At 74.7% G+C, this 26,198-nt stretch carries 15 protein-coding genes; 5 read left to right on the top strand and 10 right to left on the bottom strand.

The window, feature by feature from the left end:
- Nucleotides 1-153: 153 nt before the first annotated feature.
- From WMF42_RS07835 to WMF42_RS07790, 10 genes are all read right to left on the bottom strand, one after another.
- Nucleotides 154-1,752, bottom strand: a complete 1,599-nt coding sequence (locus WMF42_RS07835; protein ID WP_437691245.1) for a glycoside hydrolase family 57 protein — start codon at nucleotides 1,750-1,752, stop codon at nucleotides 154-156.
- Nucleotides 1,753-1,864: 112 nt separating this feature from the next.
- Nucleotides 1,865-2,761 (bottom strand): hydroxymethylbilane synthase, encoded by an 897-nt coding sequence (hemC, locus tag WMF42_RS07830; protein WP_061609222.1) that lies wholly within the window; start codon nucleotides 2,759-2,761, stop codon nucleotides 1,865-1,867.
- A gap of 5 nt (nucleotides 2,762-2,766) precedes the next feature.
- On the bottom strand, nucleotides 2,767-4,374 hold the full coding sequence (hemA, locus tag WMF42_RS07825) for a glutamyl-tRNA reductase (protein WP_061609198.1): 1,608 nt from the start codon (nucleotides 4,372-4,374) through the stop codon (nucleotides 2,767-2,769).
- Between the two features lie 6 nt (nucleotides 4,375-4,380).
- Nucleotides 4,381-5,286, bottom strand: a complete 906-nt coding sequence (locus WMF42_RS07820) for a cytochrome C assembly family protein (protein ID WP_061609197.1) — start codon at nucleotides 5,284-5,286, stop codon at nucleotides 4,381-4,383.
- A gap of 187 nt (nucleotides 5,287-5,473) precedes the next feature.
- A complete protein-coding gene (locus WMF42_RS07815; RefSeq protein ID WP_061609196.1) occupies nucleotides 5,474-5,875 on the bottom strand; it encodes a hypothetical protein in 402 nt (133 codons plus the stop codon).
- A gap of 69 nt (nucleotides 5,876-5,944) precedes the next feature.
- Nucleotides 5,945-6,763 (bottom strand): CDP-diacylglycerol--serine O-phosphatidyltransferase, encoded by an 819-nt coding sequence (gene pssA / locus WMF42_RS07810; RefSeq protein ID WP_061609195.1) that lies wholly within the window; start codon nucleotides 6,761-6,763, stop codon nucleotides 5,945-5,947.
- Nucleotides 6,764-7,000: 237 nt separating this feature from the next.
- Nucleotides 7,001-10,531: a hypothetical protein gene (locus WMF42_RS07805; protein WP_437691241.1), complete on the bottom strand. Its 3,531-nt coding sequence runs from the start codon at nucleotides 10,529-10,531 to the stop codon at nucleotides 7,001-7,003.
- Complete coding sequence (locus WMF42_RS07800) at nucleotides 10,528-11,700, bottom strand: hypothetical protein (protein ID WP_437691239.1); 1,173 nt, start codon at nucleotides 11,698-11,700, stop codon at nucleotides 10,528-10,530. The genes WMF42_RS07805 and WMF42_RS07800 overlap by 4 nt, the downstream gene beginning before the upstream one ends.
- A gap of 60 nt (nucleotides 11,701-11,760) precedes the next feature.
- Nucleotides 11,761-12,555, bottom strand: a complete 795-nt coding sequence (locus WMF42_RS07795) for a hypothetical protein (RefSeq protein WP_437691237.1) — start codon at nucleotides 12,553-12,555, stop codon at nucleotides 11,761-11,763.
- Nucleotides 12,556-12,747: 192 nt separating this feature from the next.
- Nucleotides 12,748-16,761, bottom strand: a complete 4,014-nt coding sequence (locus tag WMF42_RS07790) for a protein kinase domain-containing protein (RefSeq protein WP_437691235.1) — start codon at nucleotides 16,759-16,761, stop codon at nucleotides 12,748-12,750.
- Nucleotides 16,762-17,020: 259 nt separating this feature from the next.
- Between WMF42_RS07790 and WMF42_RS07785 the strand changes: the two genes are divergently transcribed.
- From WMF42_RS07785 to WMF42_RS07765, 5 genes are all read left to right on the top strand, one after another.
- Complete coding sequence (locus tag WMF42_RS07785) at nucleotides 17,021-21,352, top strand: HEAT repeat domain-containing protein (RefSeq protein ID WP_437691233.1); 4,332 nt, start codon at nucleotides 17,021-17,023, stop codon at nucleotides 21,350-21,352.
- Nucleotides 21,353-21,363: 11 nt separating this feature from the next.
- Nucleotides 21,364-21,945, top strand: coding sequence for a hypothetical protein (locus WMF42_RS07780; protein ID WP_434046256.1), 582 nt, complete (start codon nucleotides 21,364-21,366; stop codon nucleotides 21,943-21,945).
- Entirely contained in the window at nucleotides 21,933-22,997 is a 1,065-nt protein-coding gene (gene tsaD / locus WMF42_RS07775) for a tRNA (adenosine(37)-N6)-threonylcarbamoyltransferase complex transferase subunit TsaD (RefSeq protein ID WP_437691230.1), read from the top strand. The genes WMF42_RS07780 and tsaD overlap by 13 nt, the downstream gene beginning before the upstream one ends.
- A gap of 305 nt (nucleotides 22,998-23,302) precedes the next feature.
- On the top strand, nucleotides 23,303-24,334 hold the full coding sequence (locus WMF42_RS07770) for a hypothetical protein (protein WP_061605501.1): 1,032 nt from the start codon (nucleotides 23,303-23,305) through the stop codon (nucleotides 24,332-24,334).
- On the top strand, nucleotides 24,324-26,195 hold the full coding sequence (locus tag WMF42_RS07765; protein ID WP_061605500.1) for a hypothetical protein: 1,872 nt from the start codon (nucleotides 24,324-24,326) through the stop codon (nucleotides 26,193-26,195). Before WMF42_RS07770 ends, WMF42_RS07765 begins: the two co-directional genes overlap by 11 nt.
- The last annotated feature ends 3 nt before the right edge of the window (nucleotides 26,196-26,198 follow it).

Raw genomic sequence — 26,198 nt, 5'->3', positions numbered from 1 at the left:
GGATCCGACGATCGCTGCGGCATGGAGCCGGTGGTCAGCCGCCACGGCGAGAATACCGCCACAAAATAATTCAATTAGGGTGGAATGACATGTCCCGGGGAGAGGCTCTGTGCGCGTGGGAGCAGGGATGAGGTGGGGGTGAGGGAGAGCGACTCAGCGCCACGGATCGAAGGCGTCGCGGAGCGCCGGGCCCGTGAGCTCGGCGAGGAAAGGGTCGAGCGCGCTGACGGCGTCGAGCCAGGCGAGATCGGCGGCCGCGGCCGAGGGCTGCAGGGCGAGGCCCGCGAGCCGGCGTGCTCGGGCCGCGTGGGCGCGGGCGCGCGCTCCTGCATAAGAGACCATCTCGCCCGCGGACATCATGAACGCCCAGTCGCTCGATTGAAGGAGGAGGAGCTCGCGGATCGCCTGATCCAGCGCGCGGCCGGGCAGGCCTCCCGCGTCGCGGCGACGCGAGAGCGCGTCCAGCACCGCGCGCTCGGCGTGGTGGGCGTGACGCCACAGGCGCGCCGCGCTCGGGCCGGTCCAGAACGCGCCGAACCCGCCCTCGCCCCACGTCGAGGCGGCAGGCTCGACGACCTCCGCGGGCGGGTGGCGCTCGAGGTAGGCGCCGAGCGCGATCGGGACGGCGCGCGCCGAGGCCGCGAGGCCGCGCAGGGCGTGCTCGAGGAACTCGGGGCCCTCCAGCCACCAGTGACCGAAGAGCTCGGCGTCGTAGGGGGCGACCAGGATGGGCGGGGCGGCGGCGCCGCGGATCGACGAGAGCGCGGCCTCGCGGCGGGCCACGAACTCCGCGGCGTGCGCGCGCGCCTGCGCGGACGCGCGGGCCGGGTCGTAGGGCGCCTTGTCGGCGCCGGGCCCTGTCACGCGGTGGAGCTTGAGGCCGGTCATGAGCCGGACGCCGTCGGGGCCGATCTCGCCTTCGAGTTCGCGCTCGGGCAGGTCGAGCCCGACGTCGCGGTAGAACTCGCGGTAGGCAGGGTGGCCCGGGTAGCCGGCGTCGCGCGACCAGACCTCGCGGGCGCTGTCGCGGTCGCGCCCGAAGCACGCGACGCCCGACGGCGAGAGGACGGGGACGGCGGCGCCGGCGGACGCGGGCGGCGCGGCGAGCGTCAGGGCGTGGGCGTCGAGCACGGTGAAGCGGACGCCGGCCGCGGCGAGCTCGGCGTCGATGGGCGGCGCGTAGGCGCACTCGGGCAGCCAGAAGCCGCGGGGCTCGGGCGCGCCGGTGAGGGCCGCGAACGCGCGGCGGCCGAGCCGGAGCTGCGCCCGGATCGACGCCGGCGTGGGGAGCAGGCCGGGCAGGTAGGCGTGCGTCGCGGCCGTGGTGAGGAGCTCGACGCGGCCGGCACGGGCGTGGCGGACCAGGGCGCCGGGGACGTCGCCGCCCAGCGCGGCCCAGGCGCTCGCCGCGTCGGCGAGCCGCGCGCTGTAGAACGCGGCGGCGGGCGCGAAGCCGCTCCCGGCGAAGCGGGCCTCGACCCGGGCGGCGAGCGCGGTGAGCCGGCGGAGGTGATCCTCGAACCGGCGCAGGAGCAGCTCGTCGCGCAGCATCGCGAGGAGCGACGGCGAGACGGAGACGGTCAGCGGGGCGAGGACGCGATCGGCGGCGAGGCGATCGAGGACGCCGAGCAAGGGGAGGTAGCACTCCCAGAGCGCCTCGAAGAGCCAGCGCTCCTCGAGCGAACGGGCGTGCTCGGGGTGCCGCACGTACGGCAGGTGGGCGTGGAGGACGAGGGCGACGTAGCCCGGCATGGAGCGCTGGGCGGCGGTAGACCGCCGGCGGGCCCTCGTCTCGCACGGACGCGCGGGCGTGGAAAGCGCCGGGCGCTCCGGAGGTCGGGGCTCCGGAGCTCGGCTGGGCGCCTCAGCCCTGCTTGAGCTCCGCCCCGAGGTCCTCGCCGAGGCGCGCTGCCTCGCGCAGGTCGCCGGGCCACGCGACGCGACGCTCTGCCCGCCGCAGCCGGGAGCCGTCGGGGTCGGCGAGGAACGCGCGCAGCCAGAGCGCGTCGCCGTCTCGCACCGCGTAGGCGGCCACCGGGGTCCGGCAGCTGCCTTCCACGGCGGCCATCACGGCGCGCTCCGCCGTGACGCAGGTCGTTGTCTCGCGGTCCGCGAGCGCCGCCAGGACGTCGCGCACGGCGCTGTCGTCCGTGCGGCACTCGATGCCGAGCGCGCCCTGGCCGATCGCCGGCAGCGACACCTCGGGCGACAGCACCTCCGTGGCGCGGTCCGCGAGGCCGAGCCGCTTCAGGCCGGCGAGCGCCAGCACGATGGCGTCGAAAGCGCCGTCGACCACCTTGCGGAGCCGGGTGTCGACGTTGCCGCGGACCGGCTCGATCTGGAGGTCCGGGCGCGCCTCGCGCAGCGCGACAGCGCGGCGGAGGCTCGACGTGCCCACCCGGGCCCCCGCCGGCAGCTCCGCGAGCGGGGCGCCGCTCCGGGTGACGAGCACGTCGCGCGGATCCTCCCGCGCGGGGATGCACGCGAGGCACAGCGCCCGGGCGATCTCGGCGGGGACGTCCTTGATCGAGTGGACCGCGAAGTCGGCGCGCCGATCCAGCAGCGCCTCCTCGAGCTCCTTGATGAACAGCCCCTTGCCGCCGATGTCCTGGAGCGATCGATCCTGGGTCCTGTCGCCCGAGGTCACCACCTCGAGCTCGCGGAGGGTGAGGCCGGGCACCGCCGCCTCGAGAGAGCGTGCGAAGGCGCGGGACTGGGCGAGGGCGAGCGCCGATCGGCGCGTGGCGAGGGTGAGCTCCATGTAGGTCACGCTCCTTTTAACCCAGCCGCGCTCACGGCCGCCGATGGATTCGCGACGGCCAGGACGCTGGCCTCGGCGGGCTGGGGACGCGCGCCCGACGGCCGGGCATAGTGGCCGTTGTCCTCCGCGGCGTGGGGGCGCGGCCCGGCCTGCCGGAGCGCGGGGTCGCCGCTGCGGTCGCCGGAGGCGGGCGGCTCCGCCCCGCGGGCGGACACCGGCGTGCGCCGATCGTCCGCGGCGTCGCGCAGCTCCCCCTCGGCGAGCGCCCGGGTGACGCCGCTGTCGATCAGGGCGTCGTCGATGTCGAACAGCTCCCGGAGCGAGTCGACGTGCTCGGCGACGCGGGGATCGCCGGCCATCGCGCGGAGGCGGGTGGTGGGCACGTGGAGCAGCTTGTTCGTGGCGGCGTCGATCATGAGCGCGAGCGCCTGGCGCTCGGCCGGGCCGAGGTGCCGGAGCTTGCCGGAGAGGCTGCGCTCGACCTCGGCGGCGAGGATCGAGCGCGTGCGGGACCGCAGGCCGACGATCGTGGGCGTCAGGGCGCGCTCGAGCGTCCACGCCTCGAACGCCTGCGCCTCGTCCACGACGATCGCCTCGGCCCGCGCCGCCTCGGCGGCGCGCCCCTCGACGGACTGCGCCACGATCTGCGAGAGGTCGTCGACGTCGTACAGATAGACGTTGTCGAGCTTGTTGACGGCCGGGTCGATGTCGCGCGGGACCGCGATGTCGATGAGGAAGAGGCTCCTGCCCCTCCTGGCCTTGCGGGCCCGGCGGACGAGATCGAGCGTGACCACGTAGCTCGGGCTCGAGGTCGACGAGACGACGATGTCGGCGTCGACAACGGCGCGCTCGAGCTCGGCCCAGGGGCGGGGCTCGCCGCCGACCTCGCGGGCGAGCGCGGCGGCGCGCTCCGGGCTCCGGTTGACGACGACGAGGCGGGCGCCGGCGCGGACGAGGAGCTTCGAGGCGGCCTCGGCCATCTCGCCGGCGCCGATGAGCAGCGCCGTGCGGCCGGCGAGATCCGTGAAGATCTGGCGGGCGAGATCGATGGCGACGCTGGAGACCGAGACCTGGCCGGCGCCGATCGCCGTCTCGGTGCGCACGCGCTTGCCGACCTTGATCGCGCGGTGGGCGGCGCGGCCGAGCCGGGCGCCGAGGGTCTTCGCGCCGCGGGCGATCTCGATGGCCTCCTTCATCTGGCCGAGGATCTGCGGCTCGCCGACGACCATCGAGTCGAGCGAGGCGGCGACGCGGAAGAGGTGGACGACGGCATCGCTGCCGACCCGGCCGGCGAGGTGGCCGCGGACGGCGTCCCCGCCGACGCCGACGAGGACCGAGACGGCGGCGCGGAGCGCCTCGTTGTCGAGCGAGAGCTCGTCATCGAGCGACGGCGGCGACATCGGCGCGCCCCCGACGCGGGGGAGGCCCGACGCCGGCCGACGCGGTGAGGCGTAGACCTCGACGCGGTTGCACGTGGACAGCACGAGCGCCTCCGCGATGGCGGGGTGGGCGGTGAGGCGCGCGAGCACCTCGGGGAGCTGGCTCCGCCCGATCGCGAGCCGCTCGCGCACCTCGATGGGCGCGGTCTTGTGGGAGAGCCCGACGAAGATCAACTGCCCCTAGCCTCCGAGCCCCGCGGCGGGGCGGACGAGATAGATGACGAGCACCGCCGCGGCGCAGGCGAGCCCCGCGATGGTGCCGTACGCCGCGCGCCGGCCGCGCCAGCCCGCGGCGGCGCGCAGGAGCAACACGAGCGCGATGAGGAGCCAGGTGGCGTAGCCGAAGATGGCGCGCATCACCTCCTCGGTGTTGCCCATCTCGAGCTGGTGCGCCCAGTACGTGCCCGTGACGATGCCGAGCGTCAGCAAGGGGAAGCCGGCGATCAGGAAGCGGTGGACGGCGCGGTCGAGGGTGTCGAGCGGCGGGAGGCTGCCCATGCGCTCGACGTGCCGCTTCTTCTTGAGCCGCTTCTCCTGGACGAGGTAGAGCGCGGCGGAGGCGCCGGCGAGCAGGAAGAGGGCGATGCCGAGCAGGTTCGCCATGACGTGGGCCGCGATGAACAGCGGGCTGAGCTTCGGCTCCGGGTGCGGCTTTCCGAGGAAGAAGGTGCCGAGCAGGAAGGCGAGCCCGAGCGGCCCGATGAGCAGCCCGAGCGCGTCGATGCGGAAGCGACGGCGGGCGACGAGGTAGACGGCGATCGCGAGGAGGGACGCGACCGAGAGCATGAAGTGAACGGAATGGACCGGGCAGACCCGCGCGACGAAGCTGGCGAACGTGACGTAGGTCGCGTGCCCGAGGGCGCCGAGGCCGAGCAGCAGGGGCGCGTGCCGCGAGGGAGGCGCGGCCGCGGCGCTCGGCCGCGCCGCGGGATCATGGTGGTGCGACCCCGCGCCGAGCCCAGCGAGATCGGTCGCGGAGGGGAGCCGCGAGCGGCTGCCGGCGACGTCGATGAAGAAGAGGGCGCTCGCGACGCCGTAGAACAGCAGCGCGAGCACAAAGCTGATCCCGGAGAGGACCTCGGGCATGGCCCCCGTTATAGCCTGCCTCACCGGGGATGGCCCGCCGGCCGCAGAGGCGGAGGCGTACTCTCGTAAGAACGGGCCCGACTGCACAGAAGAGCCAGGCCGAGCGCCCCGGAGCTCCCGCTGTCAGCGCGTCGCCTCCGCCGGCGCTGCTCCAGCGGCGGCGCCGCCGCGGCGCGATGCGACACGGCTACATGTCGCTCGTCAGGAACGCGGCGAGGAGCTCCTCGTCGGTGGTCAGGCTGCTGTTGGTCGCGGTCGCCGCCGGCGCGGCCTTGCGGTGCTCGGCGAACGTGCCCACCGGCGCGCCGATGAACCCCGGGATCACGTCGTAGGCGTTGTCGCCGATGATCATGGAGCCCTCGAGGATCTCCGCGCCGAGCTCCCGGAGGAAGGCGCGCGTCTTGACCCTGCCGAGGACCTCGTGGATGTCGGCCGAGCCGGTCACCTCGCGCAGCACGCGGATCGCCTCGATGATCTTGTAGCGGCGCCCCTCGGTCTTGATCAGAAGCTCGTCGTTGTTCAGATCGACGCGGTCGCTCGCGATCCAGTCGTCGAGCGCGGCCTGCGGAAAGAACACGCGGTTCTTCATCGCGCCCAGTCTACTCAAAAACAGGCCCGAGCGGTGGGACGGCGACGGGCGGGCCGGAGAAGACGGGCGTCAGGCCGCCGGGGGCACCCTGGGCGGAGGCGCCGAGTCCCGCGGCAGGCCGCGGAGGCGCGCCGGCAGGTGCCAGAGCGACTCGAAGATCCCGAGCAGCACGTAGAAGCCGAGCAGCCACACGAGCACGAACGCCGGCTGGAGCTGCGTCGAGATCACCGCGCTCGACCCGACCGCGAACGCGACGAAGAGCACCGTCCGGACGTTGAGGCGGAGATCCTTGAACGAGCGGAACCGGATGGTCGAGACCATCAGCAGCGACAGGATCGTCGTGGTCGCGAGGATCGCCGACGCGTAGCGCTCGCCGCCGATCGCGCCGGCGGCGGCGTGGTTCGCGACAACGATCGACACAAGGATCCCCGCCGCGCCCGGGATCGGCAGGCCGACGATGTACTTGGACGGCTTCGTGGGCTTGCCCGCCTCGCCCATCGAGAGGACGTTGAAGCGAGCCAGCCGGACCGCGCCGCACGCGGTGAAGAAGAACGAGACGAGCAGCCCCGCGAGGTCGAAGCGGTGCAGCGTCCACTGGTACACGAGCATCGACGGCGCCACGCCGAACGAGACGATGTCGGCCAGCGAGTCGATCTGCAGGCCGAAGGCGCTCTGGGTCTTCGTCATCCGCGCGACGCGCCCGTCGAGCGTGTCAAAGAACATCGCGAAGACGATCAGCAGCGCGGCGCGGTAGAAATCGTCCTCCGACTGCGCTGTCGCCGAGCGCCGGATCGAGTCAAAGCCGCAGAATATCGATGAGAGCGTGATCAGGTTCGGAAGCAGGAACAGCGTCTTCCTGAGCTCGAACCGCCGTCGCTTCCGGATCATGCCGCCTCCCTTTCAGGCAGGCGAGGCTATCGCCGTGAAGACCACGAACGCAAGCACCGCGGCACAAACGAGGGCCGTTGGAAGCTTACCGCGAGCTCGGATCCGGGATTGTTTCATCGCACCATCTGCTGCATTTCATTCATCACGTCGGAGCGGTCTGCGGCCGAGCGCCGCATCGACAGCTCCGCGCCATGCTCATCGGCTCGACCGCTCTGCGGCCCCATCACCGCCGACCGCTCAGCGGTCGGGGCGCGCGGTGGCAGGCTCGTTCCATACCGCCTCTGGCACCCTGGCGCCCGGATCGAAGCGGCACGCCATCGGGCGCACCTCGACGGCCACGCCGCTCGCCGAGGACGAGCCCGACGCGGCCCGGAACAGCCACGAGCGCGCGAGATCGCCCGGGACAATCGCCGAGAGAGGAGCCCGCCCGATCGATCTCGCCTCCCAGCCTGCCACGCACGGCGCGGCAGGCGTGCCGTGGAGCACCGAGGACGAGGTCAGGAGCACCATCGCCTCGGTCGCGCCAGAAGGGCCGGCGGCGTCGGTGACCAGGACGGGGTGGCGCGTGCCCGGGAACAGGGCCTCGCTCCCGAGGAAGAGCGGCGCCTCGTGGCGCGGGGTCGCGGCGCGCTCGGCGGCAGAGCAAGGGCGCGGCACGTCGCCGAGGTCGAGCGGCGTCGGCATCGACTGCGCCGGGCCGAGCGTTCCATCCCCGCGGAATGGCTGGAAGATCGCCCACGCCGTCCCGTGCCCTGGATCGGCGACGAGCGTCGTGACGCCGATCGATTTGCCGGCGTAGGTCCAGTCGGTGTGCACGACGCGATCGCGCCCCGGCGGAGGCGCGACGGTCACGGCGTCGATCGCCCACGCGGCGCCGGGATCCGGCGGGGTGGCCCCGCCGGGAGACGCCGGCGCCGGGCGATGCGCGAGCAGCATCGTGGTCACCGGGCCGTTCGACGCCTGCCGGACCATGCCCACGCCGACAGGCTGGCCGTCCGCGAAGACGGCGTCGGCGCGCACGTCGAGGCTGCCGCGGGGGCCCGACTCGGGCCAGGGCGGGAACTCGAAGCGCTGGAGCCTGCCGGAGGGCTCGTAGAAGAACGTGAGCGCCGAGTGCGCGCTGCCGGAGTGCGGGCGGACGAAGAGCCCGCGCATCGAGACGGAGAGGAGCGCGGGATCGAAGAAATCCTCGGGGGGCGGCGGCGGCGCGCGGCGCGGGGACGCGCCGGGCTGAGGGCGCGCGCCGGACGACGGCTGGCGCGCCGCGTCCGGGACGACCTTCACGTCGCCGAGCTCGAACGGGCCGGCGTCGGGGATCACGCCGCGCCCCGAGGTGCCATCCATCCAGTTCTCCCAGGCGACCTCGACGTTGCGCATCGGCGTGCCCGGCTTCGCCGCGCCGCCGGGGAGCCGCACGCGGGCCGCGGCGTAACCTTCCATCTGCGTGGTGAGGTTGGTCGCGACCCGCGCCCTGCCGAGCCCCGAAGGCACAGCGGGCAGGAGCGAGCGCGTGACGACGCGCGCCTCGCCGGCGCCCGACTCGGGGAGCATCGCGGAGACGACGTCGACGGCGCCGCTCGGCGCGCGCGTGAGCAGCGACCAGACCGACCGGCCGCGCAGGAGCTCGTCGGCGTCGGGCAGGCCGAGGCCGCTCGAGTCGACGTTGTCGATGCGCGTCCACTTCGAGGACGGCAGCGTCTCGCAGACGATGGGGGTGCGCGCCGCCGGCTGGGCGCGCGGCGCGAGGTCCGGGGCGCGCGGCGGCGCGCCCTCGGCTTGGCCGCCCCAGCCGACGCGGGTCGCCACGTCGCCGAAGAGGCAGCCGCTCGCGCCGCACGCGATCGCGACCGGGGCCTGGGCGAGCTCGCGCGAGAGCGCCAGCATCTCCGGGAGCTCCGCCCAGCTCACGCCACCGTCGAGCGATTCCCAGAGCACCGCGACGTCCTCCGCGCCGGCGCGCGGGGCGGCGCGGGTCGCGAGCGCGACGACGCGCCGGCCGAAGCCGGAGAGCGCCGCGCCCTCGGCCGGCGGGGCCGCCACCGTGAGCACCCGGCCGTCCTCGTCGGCGGTCAGGTACGTGAGCGCGCCGCGATCCGAGAGCAGGAGGCCGACGGCGCCGTCGTCCGCGGGGCGCAGCGCGCTCTCCTCGACGATCTCGAGCCCCTCGGACGAGGGGCCGTCGCCCGACCCGCCCTCGGCGTCCTCGGCCTCGGCGTCCTCTTCCGGCGGCGCCGGCGCCGTCGCGGCGGTCGCGTCGAGCGATCGCGGCGCGAACGTCTCGCCGCCGTCGTGCGAGACGAACAGCGCGAGGCGCTCGTCCTTGCCGCGGTAGCCGAGGAAGTAGGCGGAGCGCCCGTCCGCCGAGAACGCGGGCAGCGCGGCCGGGGCGCTGAGCGTGGGGGCCGCCGTGAGGGCGACCGTCGCCCGGGCGTCGTCCTGGGCGCCGTCGTGGGTCAGGAGCAGCGGCGCTGTCGGCTTGCAGCCGCCGGCGCCCTCGCTCGGCTTGCAGACGCCGGTCAGGAGCGCCGCGCCCTCGGGCGCCACCGCGACGCCGACCTGGTCGATGTCCAGCGTCTCCAGCGTGGCGGCGGGCGACCACGTGCCGCCGCCGTCCTCGCTGCGGAGCACCCGCGCGAGGATGCGGTCGCCGTCCGGCTCGGAGCACACTGCGACGATGCGCCGGCCGTTCGCGCCGTTCGCGCCGAGCTTGATGCTCCCGCACTCGCCCGTGCCCGGCAGGGGCGCCTCCCTGAGCGGGCCCTCGATGGGGCCGCTCGCGAAGCGCCACGGCGCGCCGGCGTCGTCGGGCCGGACCGCCTCGAGGTAGCGATCGCCGGCCATCGCCGCCCGCCCGAGCCACACCGAGGAGGCGGACGGGGCGCGCGGGGCCGCGACGGCGAGCTCGACGTCGGCCCGCGGGAGCACCGCGGCGCTGCGCGAGAACGCGGGCGCGCGCCGCGGATCCCAGGCCGCCGACGCGAGGAGGCCCTCGGCGAGGAGCTCGCCGCCGAGGACGCCGACCCGCGAGAGGCCCATGGGCGGGAGCGGCGCGCGCGACCATGTCGCGCCGCCGTCCTCGCTCGCGAACAGCGCCTCGGGCAGCGCGAGCGCGAGCGCCCGGCCCCCCTCGGCCATCGCGACGCCGAACGCGCGCGGCGGCGGCGAGCCGCCCTGCCCCGCGGCGCCGTCGAGCGGGACCGGCTTCCAGCCGAGATCCTCGCGCCAGCGGAGCACGCCGCCGCCCCGGGTCACCCCGAGCAGCGCGCCGCCGGCGCCCGCGACCTGCGCGAGCGGCTCGGGCGGCGCGAGCGTGCGCGTGAACTGGCCGAGCGGCGAGGAGGCCTCGTAGATCGCCCCGCTGGCGCCGACGAACATCCACGAGGTCGGCGAGCGCCGCACGATCGCGGTGAGCTCCTCGGGCGCAGGCGAGGCGCTCGTCCTGCCCTGGCCCGCGCAGCGCGCGGCCGGCGCGGCGGCGGGCGCGGCCGCGGACGCCTGAGGGTCGGGCGTCACCGTCCAGCGCTGGCCCCCCTGGGCCACGACGACGCAGCCGGCGCCGGCGGGCGCCCACGCGACGGCGGCGTCGGGCGCCGCGGGGTGGTAGCTCCAGCGCGCGGGCGAGGTGTAGGCGGCGCCCGCGATGTCCGCCGACGGGACGGCGGCCTCGGCGGGGCGCGACGGCTGGGCCGGGGCGCCGGAGCAGCCGGCGAGCGCGCACGCCGACGCGAGGGCGACCGGCGCGCGGGTCCGCGACGGCGGCGCTGTCATTCGACCCAGCGGGCCACGAACAGGTTGGTCTCGCCCGGCTTCTCGCCGTACCGGTTCGAGGCGAAGACGACGTGCTCGCCGGTCGGCGAGAACATCGGGAAACTGTCGAAGCCCTCGTAGAAGGTCACGCGCTCGACGGGCGGCACGCCGTCCGCCGACGGGGGCGCCTCGGAGTCGACCAGGTAGAGGTCGAAGTTCGGCATGCCGCGCGCGCCCTGCGGGGTGCTGAAATCCGAGGCGAAGAGGATGCGCCGCGAGTCCGGCAGGAAGTAGGGCGCGAAGTTGGCGCGGCCGTTCCTCGTCACAGCGCGCGGGTTCTGCCCGTCGGCGCTCGCGACGAAGATCTCGAGCGCGCTCGGGCGCACGAGCCCCTTGGCGAGCAACGCGCGGTAGTCGTCGAGCGCCGCGCCGGTCGGGCGGCTCGCCCGCCACACGAGCTTGGTGCTGTCAGGAGAGAAAAATGCGCCGCCGTCGTAACCGGGCGTGCTCGTGATGCGCCGGACGTCGGAGCCGTCGAGCTTCGCTGTGTAGAGCTCGATGTCCCCGTCGCGGTTGCTCGTGAACACGAGGCGCGAGCCGTCGAACGCGACGGTGGCCTCGGCGTCGTAGCCCTTGCCCTGGATGAGGGGGCGGAGGTCCGAGCCGTCGATCTTGGCGGTGTAGATGTCGAACTCGTCGAGCGGCCAGACGTACCCCTGCGAATGATCGGGCTTCGGCGGGCACGCCTCGCCGGCGGCGTGGGTGGAGGCGAAGAGGACGCGCGCGTCGGCCGGGACAGCGGGCGCGGGGAAGAGGAAATAGCCGCAGGTCGTCTTGCCCTGGCCGTTCGAGACCCGGCGGACGTCGCCGCTCTCCAGGTCGATGACGTACTGCTGGTCGCACTTGTTGCCGTCGCGGGTCGACTGGAACACGAGCTTCTTGCCGTCGGGCGACCAGTACGCCTCGGCGTTCTCTCCGCCGAAGGTGAGCTGCCGGAGGTCGGCGAGGTGCTTCTCGCGCGGGTCGGCGGCGACGCTCTTGCCGGCGCGGACGCGGAACGGGAGCCACTCCGGCTTCGCGGTGGTCGTCGCCTCGGGGATCTGGCCGAGGGGCTCCTTCGGCCGGGGTTCCGGGGAGGCGCAGGCGGCGAGGAGCAGACAAGCGAGGACGGCGGTCGGCCTTCGGTTCATGGCGGCGCGACTCTAGTACGAAAGCGGGGAGCCGTCGCGCGCGCCGCTACGGGCGGGAGATCATTGCCGGAAGATCGTCACCGTCGTCGGCATCGTATGGCCGCCACCGACGCAGTTGGGGAAGCTGCCGTCCGCCGTCGGTCTACCGCAGAGATCATCGCATTCACCGAGGACGTCGATGATGCAGCCGGGCGCGTCGACGCCCGTCCCGCCGCACACGCGGGAGATGAGCGTCGACCCGGGCGACCTGCACGCGAACCGGAGCGGCTCCGGGGCGAAGAGATCGCCGAAATAGGCACCCTCCCGGTGAGGAAAGCTCTCCCGCTCCGCGGCGTCCGCCTCGAGGGCCTTGTTCCTGCCCCGCATCGAGATGGGGATGCTCTCCCCGAGGTAGTTGACCCTGGCCAGCATGCAGGCCGACACCCATCCTTGGCAGCGCGCGTTGCATTGCCCATGCGCGCTGCCCCACTCGGGCGCGAGGCCGACATCCCCCTTGAACACATGCTCCTGGCCGTCGAGCGACACCCGCACGGTTTGCTCCGCCGGGAGCGCGCAGCCCGCCACGTAGGTCAGGAACTCGCGCGCCAGAGGGTCGCGCAGCGCGCTCAGGACATGGCTGCTGCCCGCAATCCCGTCGTTCGTCAGCGGGTTGCCGGTGAGCGCCTCTGTCGCGCGCCTGTCTGTCGTGAGCGCGCTGGCCTTCAGCGCGTTCTTCGTGAACGCGTTCTTCGTGAACGCCTCTTGCGCAATCTCATCGACATACTCCTCCTGAGATTCAGCGTCGCCGACACAGGCAGGCAAGCAGACGCTCAGCAGGCCCAGGATCGAGGTCGCCAGTTCGAGTTGATTTCGCATAGCCCCCTCAACACGAATGAAACATGCGTCAGGAGTTTCCTCAATCAATTTTCAGGCAGACTCCTAGAATTCTGTGCCTGCGGTGACGTCGTGAGGACGGCGCAAGCGCGGTAGGACAGGCGCGCTCGTGCGCCTCGCGCGGACTCCGGGAGAGCCGCAAGCAGGGAATCCTACGTGCGGCGGATCACCGGGTTACGTCGATTCGTGATCGCCGAGCCACCGCGCCGCGAGCGCGAGCGTCTCGCCGTTGTCGAGCGCGGAGAGGAACCGGTCCCTGTAGCGAGGATTCGAGATCTGCGCGGCGCGGGAGAGCACGCTGCGGCGCGCCTTCGCGATCGCGGCGAACGCCTCGGCCCGCTGGCCGCTCGCGAAGAGGGCCTCGGCCCGGACGAGCCGGATCAGCGACTCGCCCTCCTCGACGGCGCCGAGCGACTCGAGCAGCGAGAGCGCCTCGCCGGACAGCGCGAGCGCCTCGTCGGCGCGGCCCTTCCGGAGCAGCACGCGCGCGGAGAGGGCCCACGCCGCGGCGCGCAGCGGCGGCGCGCTCTGCAGCAGCTCGGCCGCGGCGCGGGCCTCGTCCTCGGCGGCGGCGAGATCCCCGGTGAGCAGCGCCGCCTTCGCCAGGTAGGCGCGGGCGACCCCCTCGGCCCTCGGGTCGCCCAGCCGCTGGAACGTCGCGATCGCCTCCGCCTCGAGCCGGCGGGCCTCGTCGATGTCGCCGCGGGCGATCCTCACGCTCCCGAGGTTGCTGCGGGCAAACGCGGCGAGATCGGTGAGCTCCATCTGCTCCGCCGCGCGCAGCGCGGAGCGGAGCGCGGCCTCGGCCCCCTCGTAGTCGCCGAGCTCCATGGTGATGGCGCCGAGGTTCACCCGCAGCGAGCAGGCGTTGCGGCGATCGCCGCTCCGCTCGAACACAGCGAGCGCCGCCTCGATGCCCTCGAGGCAGGCGCCGGGGTCGCCGGAGGTCATCGCGCGGATGGCGCGCGCCTCGTAGAGCCTGGCCAGCACCTCGACGTCGAGCGACCGGCCCTCCCCCTCGCTGCGCTCGAGCGCCTCGATGATCCCGTCCGCGGCGGCGTAGCGGCCGCCGAAGACGAGCCAGAGGGCCCCCTCGACGAGGCAGATGTCCCTCCTGGTCAGCGCGCCGCCCTGCGGCGACGCGCCGCGCGCCGCCGTCACCCAGGACTCGACGCGGTCGAGGGCGCCCTGCTTGCCGGCGGCCATGATCACCTCGGTGACCGCGGAGTACCAGGGCGGCGAGCCGGGCTCGAAGAGCGCGGCCGCCGCGAGCGAGCGCTCCTCGGCCGCCGCGAAATCGCCGCGCCATACGCGGGCCTCGGCCTCGACGAGGAGCAGCACGCCCGCCTCGGCGCCGGACGCGCCGCACGCGAGGCCGCGCCCGGCGTGGCCGATCGCGGCGAGGAGATCGTTGCCGCGCAGGGCCTGCTCCGCCGCGCGCCGGTACCACGCCGCCGCCCGCCCGGGCTCGGCGCCGCGCTCGAAGTGCTCGGCGAGCTCCGCCGCGTCGCCCTTCCCCTCCCCTTCCAGCCACTCGCCCGCGAGCCGGTGGCCGAGCTGCCGGTCGTAGTCGGTGAGCGCCCCGTACGCCGCCTCCCGCACGAGCCCGTGCCGGAAGCTGTGCTCGGGCTCGTCCGCGCCCGCCTGGCTCGGCGGGCCCTGCTCGAGCGCGTCGCCGTCGCAGGCCGGCGACGCCTCGCGGGCCGCGCCGTCGGCGTCGGCGGCTATCCCGCGCGCGGATGTCGACGAGAGGAGGCCGGCGCCGCGCGCGCCGCCCCGGCCCGGCTGGCGCCTCGGGACGATGACCTCGCGCTCGACGAGCTCGGCGAGCCGATCCGCCACCTCGGCGTCGGCGCCGCCGAGCAGCGCGGCGACGCCGCGCGAGCGGAAGCTCTGGCCGAAGACGCTCGCCGCCCGGAGGACGCGCCGCGCCTCGGGATCGAGCGCCTCGAGCCGCGCCTGCACCATCGCGAGCACCGTCTCCGGCAGCGCGGCGCCCCGGCCGTCGGCGGCCGCGCGGATCTGCTCTTCGAGGAAGAAGGCGTTGCCGTCGGCGCGCTCGACCAGCGTGGCGACAGCGTCCTCGGGGACGGCGCTGCCGAGCGCCTGGCGCACGAGCCGCTCGCTCGCGCGGCGCGAGAGCCCCGTGAGCTCGATCTCCTGCACGCCGCGGCCGGCCCACAGCTTCGGGAACATCTCGCGCACCTCGGGCCGGCCGAGCGCCAGCACCATGAACGGCGCGTCGCGCAGGTTGCGGAGGGCGCTGTTGATCATGGCGACCGTGGGCAGATCGCCCCAGTGCATGTCCTCGAGGACGAGCAGCACCGGCTGCGCGGCGCACTCGGCCCGCAGGAACTCCTCCCAGACGAGGTGGAGCTGGTCGCCCATGAGCATGGAGCTCCGGCGCGCCGCCCGGAGCGCCTCGCTGGCCTCGTCCGGGAAGGGCGCCCCCACGATCTCGCCGAGGAAGGGCGCCATGCGCTCGCCGTCCTCGCCGTGGCGCGCGAGGCGCTCGCGGATCCTGCGCTGCACCGCCGCGGCGGGCGCGCCGTCGGCGACGCCGAGCGCGCGCCGGAGCACCTGCGCGAGCAGGCCGAAGGCGGCGCCGGCGCTCATCGGGTCGCCGCGCGCGATCCAGACCTCCATCGGCTCGCCGCGCGCCCGGAGGCGCCGGAGCAGCTCGCTGCGCAGGCGCGATTTGCCCAGGCCGGCGGGCGCCGTGACCAGCACCGCGGACGGCGTCTGCTCCTCGATGCACTGGACGAACGTCGCCTCGAGGAGGGACAGCTCGCGGTCGCGGCCGACGCACGGCGTGGGCTTGCCGAGCAGGCGCGGCACGGCCTCGAGGTCGTCGCGCTCGCCGCGCAGGAGGTGGCCGGCGTCGTCGGCGCCGACGTCGAACCGCGCGCCGAGCAGGCCGGCCGTGACCTCGTCGATGCGGACGACGCCGGGCCGCGCCGCGTCGCCGGCGAGGAGCGCGGCGGCCTGGTCGATGAGCTTGCCGATCGGGGAGCGGGCGGAGATCTCGGTGCGCCCCGAGACCAGCGCGACGGGCGCGCCGCCGAGCAGCACCTGCATGGCCAGCGCGCAGCGCGCGCCGCGGGTGGCGAGATCGGTCGGCGCGACGGCGCCGGACAGCACGACGACGGGCGAGCGCGACTCGATGATCTCGAGGCGGCCCTGGTGGCGCTCGGCCAGGGCGCTGAGCGCGCGCACCCGCAGCGCGTCCTCGCCCTCGGATCGGGTCGCGTCGCTGTCGAGCGCGCCGTCGCGGGCGAGGAGGAGGCAGATCATCCGGCGCTCGCCGGTCGTGAGCTCGGGGGTGGGGCCGCCGAGGGGCAAGGGCACGCGCCGCGAGCCGGGCGCGAGATCGCCGAGCGACGAGAGCTCGGTGGCCACGGCCGCGCCGTCGCGGGGGCGGTCGCGCGGGGACTTCGCGAGCATGCGGAAGACCAGGTCGTCGATCGCGGCGGGGATCTCGCCGCGGAGCTCCCGGAGCCGCGGAGGCTCCTCGAGGAGGACCTTCACGAGCACGGAGAGGCTGTCGTTGCCGACGAACGGGGGCCGGCCGGTGAGGCAGCGGTAGAGGACGCAGCCGAGGGCGAAGACGTCGGCGCGGGCGTCGATGGCGACCTCGCCGCGCGCCTGCTCGGGGGCCATGTAGCCGGGGGTGCCGAGCATGACGCCGGGCATGGTGAGCTCCTGGCCGGCCTCGACGACGTGCGCGACGCCGAAGTCGAGCAGGGTGACCTCGTCGACGGAGCCGCCGACGAGCAGGAGGTTGCTCGGCTTGAGGTCGCGGTGGACGATGCCGAGCCGGTGGAGGGCGCCGAGGGTGGAGGCGATGCGCACGCCGAGCGCGAGGCTCTCGGGGACGGTGAGCGGCTCGCGGAGGAAGCGCTCGGCCAGGGTCTCGCCGGAGAGCCACTGCATGGCGAGGTAGGGGTCGCCTCCCTCGGTCGTGCCGTGGGCGACGTACCCGACGATGCCGGGGTGACGGAGCGCGGCGAGCGCGTGGGCCTCCCGGAGGAAGCGGTGCGTCTCCTGGAGGCCCCTGCGCTGGAGGACCTTCAGCGCGACCGGCTCGCCCGTGAGGCGATCGCGGGCGCGGAAGATCTGCGCCATGCCGCCGGCGGTGGCGTGCCCCTCGATCTCGAAGCGGTTGCCGACGAGGTCCCCTGCAAGCATCAGCACCACCCCTGCCGCGGCTCAGGGAGCCGCATCGCTCGCCGTGCAGTGCGTCGCGAGCCCATCGCAGTGGCCCAGGATAGCCAGAACTCGGGGCTTTCCAGACAGCAAATGTTGCTGTGAGCGCGGCAACCTCGACAAGCTCTGTTGAACGTCTGTCGAGCGGCGCGGCGCGACGGAGGGGCAGGTCGCGCCCCCCGTCGAGCCCCCGCCCCCGCTCCGCGTGGCCCCCCGCGCACCGCCGGTCTACCCTACCCCGGTGCGTTCCCACGTTCTGGCCGGCTGCCTCGCGGTCCTGATCCCCGCGGCCGCGACGCTCGCGATCCCGCACGCCGAGGCCGCGGACTTCGATCCGTCCGGCCGCGGCAAGCGGCCCAGGCCGAAGCCCCCGAAGCCCGGCGGCGGCAAGCCGGGCCCCGCCGCCAGGCCGCAGCCAGGGCCGCGGCCGCAGCCTGGACCACGGCCGCAGCCCGCCGGCGCGCCGCAGACGAAGCCCGACGCGGCCGAGGCCGGCGATGGGAAGCGGAGCGGCCCGTCGAGCGACGCGCTGATCGCCCGCTACACGGCCATCGTCATGAGCCAGCCGAGCGCGCCGTTCCCGCTCCAGCGCCTCGCCCAGCTCTACCGCGAGCGCGACGGGAACCTGAAGAAGCTCGTCGAGGAGTTCGAGCGCCGCGCGGCGCAGCCCGGCGCCGACGCCTGGGCCTCGAAGGTCGTGCTCGCCGGCATCTACAAGCAGGACGGGCGCTACGACGACGCCATCAAGACGTACGAGGCCGCCATCGCCGACCGGCCGCAGGACCCGGCGCCGATGATGGCGCTCGCCCAGCTCGAGGCCGACCGCGGCGACAAGGCCCGCGCGCGGGCGCACTACGAGAAGGCGCTGCCGCTGCTCAAGGTGCCCGCGGACGTCGAGCAGACCCGGCGCACGCTGCTCGGGCTCTGTCTCGACCTCTCGGATTTCCAGGGGGCCAAGGCGCAGCACGACGCGCTCGTGAAGAACGCGCAGGGCTCGCTCTTCGTGAAGGCGGAGCTCGGGCGCGAGCTCGCCGCGCGCGGGCACCACGCGCGCGCCGAGGCCGAGTTCCGCGAGCTCGTGAAGGCCGCGGCGGGCGACAACCGCGCGCTCGCGCCGGCGCTGCGCGATCTCGGGCAGTCGCTCGCCCGGCAGAAGAAGATGGACGAGGCGATGGCCGTGCTGAAGCGGGCGCTCGCCGTCGCCGGCGGCGCCGCGGGCGTGCGGGCCGAGATCCTGCTCATCATGACCGACGCGTTCCGCGCCGAGGGGAAGCTCGCGGAGCTCATCGCGATCCTCGAGGCCGAGCGGGGGCAGGACTTCCAGCGGCTCGCCACCCTGGGCGCGCTGTACGAGGAGACCGGCGACGTCGAGAAGGCGATCGCGATCTACAGGAGGGCGCTCGCGCTCGAGGGGAAGCACATCGACACGCGGCTCCGGCTCGTGCACCTGCTCCAGACAGCCGGCGATCTCGACACGGCGATCCGCGAGTACGAGCTCCTGATCAAGGCGGCCCCGAGCAACGCGGACTTCGTGTTCGAGCTGTGCGAGACGCTCATCCAGCGGGGCGACCGGCCCAAGGCGCTCGCCCTGCTCACCCAGCTCGAGGGGCGCGTCGCCAGCGAGCCCGAGACGCTCGCGGCCGTCGCCGACTTCTACGAGCGGGTCGAGGAGAAGGACCGGGCCCTGCGGGTGCTCCAGCGGCTCGCGGCGGCAGGGGGCGGCGATCCGAGCCACCTCGTCGACCTCGGCGACAGGTACTTCCAGGCGGGCGACAAGAAGAAGGCGCTCGAGACATGGGCGCGCATCAAGCAGGTCGTGCCGAACCGGGCGCGCGCCGCGGCCACCCTCGGCGAGGTGTACCTCGACCACGACATGGTGGCGGAGGCGCTCGCCTCGCTCCGGGAGGCCGCGCAGCTCGAGCCCGCGAACAGCCGCTACAAGAAGGCGCTGGCGATCGCGCTGGAGCGCACGGCGAGCTCGCTCGGGAACGCGGGGCCGCGCTACGCCGAGGCGCGCGAGCTGTGGGAGCAGCTCCTCGCGGGCGCGGGCAACGACAGGCTGCTCGCGCGCGAGGCGCGGACGCACATCGTCAGCCTGTGGTCGCTCACCCGCGAGCTGCCGGGCCGCGTCGCGCCGCTCGGCGCGCGGTTCAACGCGACCCCGCCCGATCTGGACGCGGGGCGGCTGCTCGCGGAGGTGCAGCGCAAGCTGCACCGGCTGCCCGACGCCGAGGCCACGCTCCGGAGGCTCGTCCAGGCCGCGCCCGGCGACGAGGACTCGCTGCTCGCGCTGGAGCGCGTGCTCGTGCTCCAGCAGAACCTCCTCGGCGCCATCGACGTGCTCGGCAAGCTCGTCGAGGTGAACCCGAAGCGCGCCCGCGAGTTCTACCAGCGCATGGCGCAGTACGCCGCGGAGCTCTACCGCGACGACGACGCGATCCGGTACGCCGCGCGGGCCGTCGAGCTGTCGCCCGAGGACGCGAGCGGCCACCAGAAGCTCGGCGACATGTACCGGCGGCGGCAGGACTTCCCGCGCGCCATCGCGGAGTACCGGCAGGCGCTCGCGAAGAACGACCGGCTGTTCCCGGTGTACTTCGACCTGGCCGAGCTGCTGCTCACCGCGGGGCAGTCCGACGAGGCCGACCGGCTCTTCCGGCGGGTGGTGCGGGCGTCGAACGACGAGGAGCTCGTCGCGCGCGCGGCGCGGATGTCGATGCAGGTGAACCTCGGCCGGAGCTCGCTCGAGGTGCTCGAGCGCGAGCTCCTGCCGGTCGCGGTCGGCAACCCGCAGAAGCCGCTCTACCGGCGGCTGCTCGTGGAGCTGTACGGGGCGATGACCTTGCCGCTCATGCAGAAGGTCCGCGCCGAGGGCCGCGCGGCGAGCGCGGGCGCGCGGGCGGAGCTCGCGAAGATCGGCGCGCGCGCCGTGAAGCCGCTGCTCGACGCGCTCGCCGACGAGAAGGAGTCGCAGCAGAAGATCGCGATCGAGGTGCTGGCATACGTCGAGAACAAGAGCGCCGGGCCGGCGCTCTACAACTTCGCGATCGGGCAGGCGGACAAGGGCCTGCGCGCCCGCGCGATGATCGCGTGCGGCGCGCTGCGCGACCCGGCGATGCTGGAGCGCTACGAGCAGATGCTCGCGCCGAGGGACGCGGCCGCGAGCGTGCTGCCGAACGACGCGGTCGCTGTCGCGGCGACCTGGGGCGCGGCGCGGCTCGCGGCGGGCGGCGGCCGGCCCGCGGCCAGGGCGGAGGCGCTGCTCGCGCGGCTCCTGTCGTCCCCGGCGCCGGAGGTGCGGGCGATCGCCGCGGTCGGCCTCGGGCTGACGCACGACCGCAAGCACGCGGCGGCGCTGTCCGCCGTCGCGAGGGCGCCCGAGGCCGGCTCGATCCCCCGCGCGGCGGCGGTGAGAGCGCTGGGCGAGCTCGGGGGCGGCGGCGAGGGGCCCGCGCTGTTCATGTCGCTGGCCGACTCGAGCGAGCCGGAGCTCCGCCGCGCGGCGCTGATCACGCTCGCGCGCCTGGGCGGCGGCAGCGGCGCCGGGCCGAAGGGCGGCGGCGACACGGGCGAAGCCGAGGCGTTCGCCTCGGGAAGGGCCGCGCAGGCGATCGCGGCCGGCGCGTTCTCGTCGGACGAGGGGCTGCGCGCGGCCGCGGTGTCGGCGGCGGTCGCGCTCACGCGGCGGGTGTACCCGCGCACGCGCGAGCCGCTGCCCGTGCCGGACGGGGCGCTGACGGTGAAGGACGTGCTCGCGGGGCTCGATCCGGATCCGTTCGGCCCCGAGGACCGCGCGGCGGCGCTCGTCGCGCTCGGCCCGGCGCTCCAGAGGGCCGCTGTCGCCGCGGTGGCGACGTCGCCGGAGCGGGCGCTGGTCGTCGCGGACGCGATCCTGTCGCGCGGCGCGCGCCACGTTGCCGACGTCGCGCGCGGCGCGGGCGCGACAGGGGCGGGAGGCGAGCGCGCCGCTGCTGGGGGCGGCGCGGCGCCCGGGCTCGCGCCGTTCACGGACGGGCGGGAAGAGCTCGCCCCGGAGCTGAAGAAGCAGGTGGAGGCCGCCGCGGAGGGGATCGCGGCCGCGGTCGTGGGCGGGTTCGTGGCGCTCGTGCGGCACCCGGCGATCGAGGTGCGCACGCGCGCTGTCGAGCTGCTCGCGACCCGGCCCGAGCCGGAAGCGCAGGCCGCGGTGGTCGACGCGCTCGGCGATCCGGAGGAGAGCGTGCGGCGGGCGGCGCTGTCGGCGCTCGGCGCGGTCCGGCACGGGCCGACGATCGCGGCGGTCTCGGGGCTGCTGCGGAGCTCGCCGAGCTGGCCGCTCCGCGTGCGCGCGGCCGAGGCGCTGGGCCGGCTCGGCGCGCCGGGCGCGGGCGGGGGCAGGCCGGGCCAGGTCGCGGAGACGCTCGGCGCGGCCGCGCGCTCGGACGCGTACGCCCTGGTCCGCGAGGCGGCGGCGCGCGCCCTGGCCGCGGCGGATCGCGCGGCGGCGGCGCCGGTGCTCAAGCAGCTCGCGGCGCGCGACCCCGAGCCGCGCGTGCGCCAGGCCGCGGCCGAGCTGATGCGGAGCGCCGCGCCTTGAGCAGCGGCGCCATGCCCGGGCCGCGGCGCCCCGCGCTGCGGCTCGCGCCGATCGCCCTCGCGCTCGCCGGCTCGGTCACCGCGGGCGGGGCGGCCGGCTGCGACGACGTGAGCCGGTTCTCGACGGCCGAGGGCGAGTCCTACTGCGGCGCGATCACGCTGGGCGGCGCGTTCCGCGCCGGCCTGAGCCCGCGGGTGCAGATGCGGCTGTCGCTCGACGCGGACGCGCTCGACGGCCCGGACCCGCCGGGCGCGCTGTGGACCTACGAGGCGCCCGACGCCGCCACGCCCGAGCGGCGCCTCCTCGACGGCGCGCCGCTCCGGCCGATCGGCGCGCTCGCGCACGATCCGCTGTCGCGGCTGGAGTTCGGGGAGGGCCGGGAGCGCAACGCGATCTACGCGGTCAGCGCGTCGGATCCGGAGGCGGAGTCGCTGCTGGCGATCCTGTCGCTGCGCACCGACGATTCGGTCGAGGTCCGGCTGCTCCGGCCGGGTCAGGCGCCGCTCCCTTCGGGCGAGGCGCCCGCGGCGGGGCAGCGGCAGGTGTTCGGCAACTTCAGGCTGACGCGGCGGACGGGGACATGCGGGTTCTAGGGATCGAGACATCGTGCGATGAGACGGCGGCGGCGGTGGTGACCGAGGAGGGCGACGTCCTCTCGGACGTCGTGCGCAGCCAGGTGGCGCTGCACGCGCCGTACGGGGGCGTCGTGCCCGAGGTCGCGGCGCGCGATCATGCGCGCGCGGTGGTCCCGGTCGTGCGCGAGGCGCTGGCGCGCGCGGGCGTGGCGGCGGCGGACCTCGACGGCGTGGCGGTGACGTCGCGGCCGGGGCTCGCGGGGGCGCTGCTCGTCGGCCTGCAGACCGCGAAGGGGCTGGCGTGGGCGGCGGGCAAGCCGCTTGTCGGCGTGGATCACCTCGTCGGGCACCTGCTCGCTGTGTTCCTGCGGCGGGACGGGGCGCCCGCGCCGGAGGAGCGGCCGGCGTTCCCGTACGTGGCGCTGCTCGCCTCGGGCGGGCACACGGCGATCTACCGGGTGGACGGGCCTTCGCTCGGCGCGATCCGGGAGCTCGGCGCCACGCGCGACGACGCGGCGGGCGAGGCGTTCGACAAGGTGGCGAAGCTGCTCGGCCTCGGGTATCCGGGCGGCCCGGTGGTCGACCGGCTCGCGGCCGAGGGGGACGCGGCGGCCGCGGCGGAGGCGGTGCCCGCGGTGATGGCGCGCAAGGAGTCGCTGGAGTTCAGCTTCTCGGGCATCAAGAGCGCGGTGGCGCGCCACGTGGCGAAGCGGGGGCGGCCGGAGGGGCAGGCGCTGAACGACCTGTGCGCGGCGTTCCAGGGGGCGGTGGTCGACGCGCTCGTGCAGAAGACGGTGCGGGCGGCGCGGTCCGAGGGGGTCGAGCGGGTGGTGCTGGCGGGGGGCGTCGCCGCGAACCGGGGGCTCCGGGCGAAGATGGCGGCGGCGTGCGCGCGGCGGGGGCTCGCGCTGTTCGTCCCGCCGTTCGCGAGCTGCACGGACAACGGGGCGATGATCGCGTATGCGGGCGCGCTGCGGCTCGCGGCCGGGGAGCGGGACACGCTGGATCTCGCGCCGGAGACGAGGACGGCGCTGCCGCGGGTGACCCGGAAGGGCGGCGGCGCGAGGTGAGCGGGAGAGGCAGGTAGCGGGGCTTGCCAGAGAGGCGGCGAGGGCCGGAGAGGCGGCGTCGGCTGCGGGCGGCGATCCTTGCAGGCTCTGCGGGATGGGAGCGCTGCAAGGCTGAGGTGTGTGGGGCCATGCGGGGCTGTGCAGGGATGGCTCGTGCCGGGGATTACCTCGGACTTGTACGCTGCGGCGAGCCGTGGTCTGATGAGATCTCAGGATACAGGTCGGCCCGCGCTGGCCGTTCTTCCGGCCGCACGGGACAGGCCATCTTGGGAGAGCCGCCCGGCGGGGCGCGAGGATTGTAAGCCATGCAGGTTGTTCTACCGATCGTGCTCGGGTTGATTGCGGTGGCGTGCGGCGCAGGCGCCGTGTTCCTGCTGATGCAGGCCACGCAGCTCAGGCGGCAGCTCCAGGACGCGAACCAGCACATCGAGGCGCTCCGGCAGGCCAAGAGCCAGCTCGATCAGACGCGGGCGCAGTTCGGGCAGCTCCAGCAGGCGCTCGACATCGCGAGGAGCGAGGACCGGCAGAAGGTCGACTGGCTCGACGCCCAGCAGAAGGAGATCGACTGGTACAAGGCCGAGCTCGAGAGCCGGCCGAAGATCACGCAGAAGCGCTACAAGATCCTGACGCTCGGCATCAAGTGGACCGGCAAGACGTCGCTCACGCTCAAGTGGGCGAATCCGCTCGTGGATCTCGGCACGCTGCAGGGGACGAAGATCGAGCGTTACGAGCGGACGGTGAGCCACGTGCTCACGAAAGAGGTGCTGACGGAGCACGTGTTCGAGATCGGCGACTGGGGCGGCGAGCACATCGTGGACGCCCAGCAGGAGCTCATCATGGAGGAGATCCATGGGCTCTTGATGGTCGTGGATCTGGCGGGCAAGGACGGGCAAAAGCTCGAGCCGTCGCGGATCCAGGAGCAGCTCCGGGAGTTCCAGGCGCAGTCGCTGCAGTTCTTCTTCAGCCCGAAGACGCTGGCGTCGTGCAAGGCGGTCGTGCTGTTCATCAACAAGTCCGATGTTCTGTCGGGGACGCCGGCCGAGGTGGAGAAGGAGGCGCGCGGTTATTACAAGCCGCTCATCGACAGCCTCGAGCGGTACAAGAACAACATCGATATTCGCGTGCTGGTCGGGTCGGCGAGCTACGGGCACAGCACGCATCACCTGTTCTCGCACTTCGTGGAGCGGATCCTCCCGAAGAACGCGTATGATCCGCAGCTCCTGCAGCGGATGAAGCAGGACATGGGCCCGAACCCGGCGCTGGCGCGGACCGCGCAGCTCCCTGCCCCGCAGCTCCCGCAGCCGCTCCCGCAGCAGGTCAGGCCCAATGTACGGTAGCGAGGGCGCCTCGGGGTATGTGATCCCGCGGTACCGCGCTCCCGGGGACGCGCCGTGGTATCACGTGCTGCACGGGAACATCCCGGGGCATCAGATCGACTTCATGTACTGCCCTGAGGTGCCGCAGGGGCCCCTCACGACGACGCACTTCAGCCACCTGGCGCGGCTGATGAAGTACATCGAGCCTGCGACGGGGGCGACGCATGCGTTCGCGATCGGGAACCTGTCGCGCGACGACACGCAGCACGAGCCGGGGCACGGGGCGGTGGGTCTCATCTTCGGGTTCCGGATCGGGGGGACGGTCGACCACGCCGGGCGGGGGAATCCGCCGTTCGCGCACGGGCTCGTCGCGGTGGATCGGGACCTCGGGTATGCGACGCTGCTGGAGGCATCGGCGACGTTCTACCGGCACGTGATGAACGCGACGGAGGTCAACTCGTCGGCCGGCATGTTCTACCGCGAGTACGTGGCCGCGGTGCGCGACGCGCCGGAGCGGGTGGCGCACGTGCTGGAGCGGTACGTCGAGGAGTACGGGGATCTGCCGTACCTGCGGCGGAGCAGCGCGACGTGGGACTGGAAGGTCGACGACGGGGCGGCGCCGAAGCGGGTGGTGATCGTGCACAAGCACGATGAGCCGTTCGGAGCGATCGCGCATGCGGCGGCGAGGATCGCGACGGTGCTGTACCGGTCGAACATCAAGTGGACGTCGATCACGAGCGGGCGCGAGGCGGATATCCCGGGTGGGGTGTCGGTGCGGTTCGTGAGGGAGCGCGACGTCACGATGGAGGAGCGGCACGGGGTGCTGCTCCGGATCGAGGATGTCTCGGAGGACGAGGGGGAGATCGCGCGGGGGATGTTCGGGGCGCGGCCGCAGGGCGAGCAGGAGGAGAAGCCGCAGTTCGGCGGGTGGCGCGAGCGGTTCGCGGCGCAGCAGGGCGGGACGGGCCCGCTGGGGTCACCGGCGCATGGCGCGGCGGGCGCGATGCCGGGGGTCGCGCTGCACGAGCGGGAGCGGCGGGCGGCCGGGTCGGCGCCGCCGTCGCAGCGGGCCGCGGGGGTCCGGTGGAATGACGCGCCCGGCAGGGCGGGCGGCGGGCTGGCGGAGGCGGGGGCCGGCGCGGCGGGGCTGGGGATGACGGCGGCGAGCGGGCCGGCGTCGCAGCAGGTCGGGCCGAAGGGCACGCTGGTCATCGATACGGAGAAGCTGCTGGGGGGCGTGGCGCGGAGCGCGGCGCTGTCGGCGGCGGTTGAGGCTGGGCACACGGGGCCTCTGCGGATGGGGCAGCCGGCCGGCGGCGCCGCGGGGCAGGCGGCGAGCGGCGCGTGGGGCGCGGCGCCGCTGCCGCCGTTGCCGGGCGGCGGCGCGGGGGAGGAGCGCGACGAGATCCCGGTCATCGTGGAGAAGCCGGCGGCGTCGCGGAAGTGGATCTGGGCCGTGGCGGGGCTCGGCCTCGCGGCGGCGGCGGGCGCGGCTGCGGTGCTTGTATCGCAGAGGGTTCCCGGGGTGGGGCCTGCCGTGCCGGACGCGACGGGAGCGGATGTCGTCGTACCGCCGTCCGCGGGGAGCGCAGCACCGCCGGAGCCGAGCGCCGAGGCCAGCGCGGCGGCGACCGGGGCGCCCTCCGCGACGGCGCTGCCGTCGCCGTGGTCACCGCCGGCAGAGACAGCGAAGCCGCAGGCGGGGCAAGAGCAGCCGCAGCAGGACGAACCGCAGCCGAAGACGCAGTCAACGGGGCGGACCAGGAACCCCAAGGCGGGTGGGGCCGCGACGGGGCGCTTTGAACCGAAACCCCGAGGGGGTAAGGTGCCCGCGTCGAGCACGGCCGAGCCGCCTCTCCCCGAAGGGAAGCCAGACTTCTGATGA

Source organism: Sorangium sp. So ce176 (genome assembly GCF_051519835.1).
Lineage (GTDB): Bacteria > Myxococcota_A > Polyangia > Polyangiales > Polyangiaceae > Sorangium > Sorangium cellulosum_G.
The sequence above is the reverse complement of the archived record's forward strand: the minus strand, read 5'-3'. Positions and strand labels throughout refer to the sequence as shown.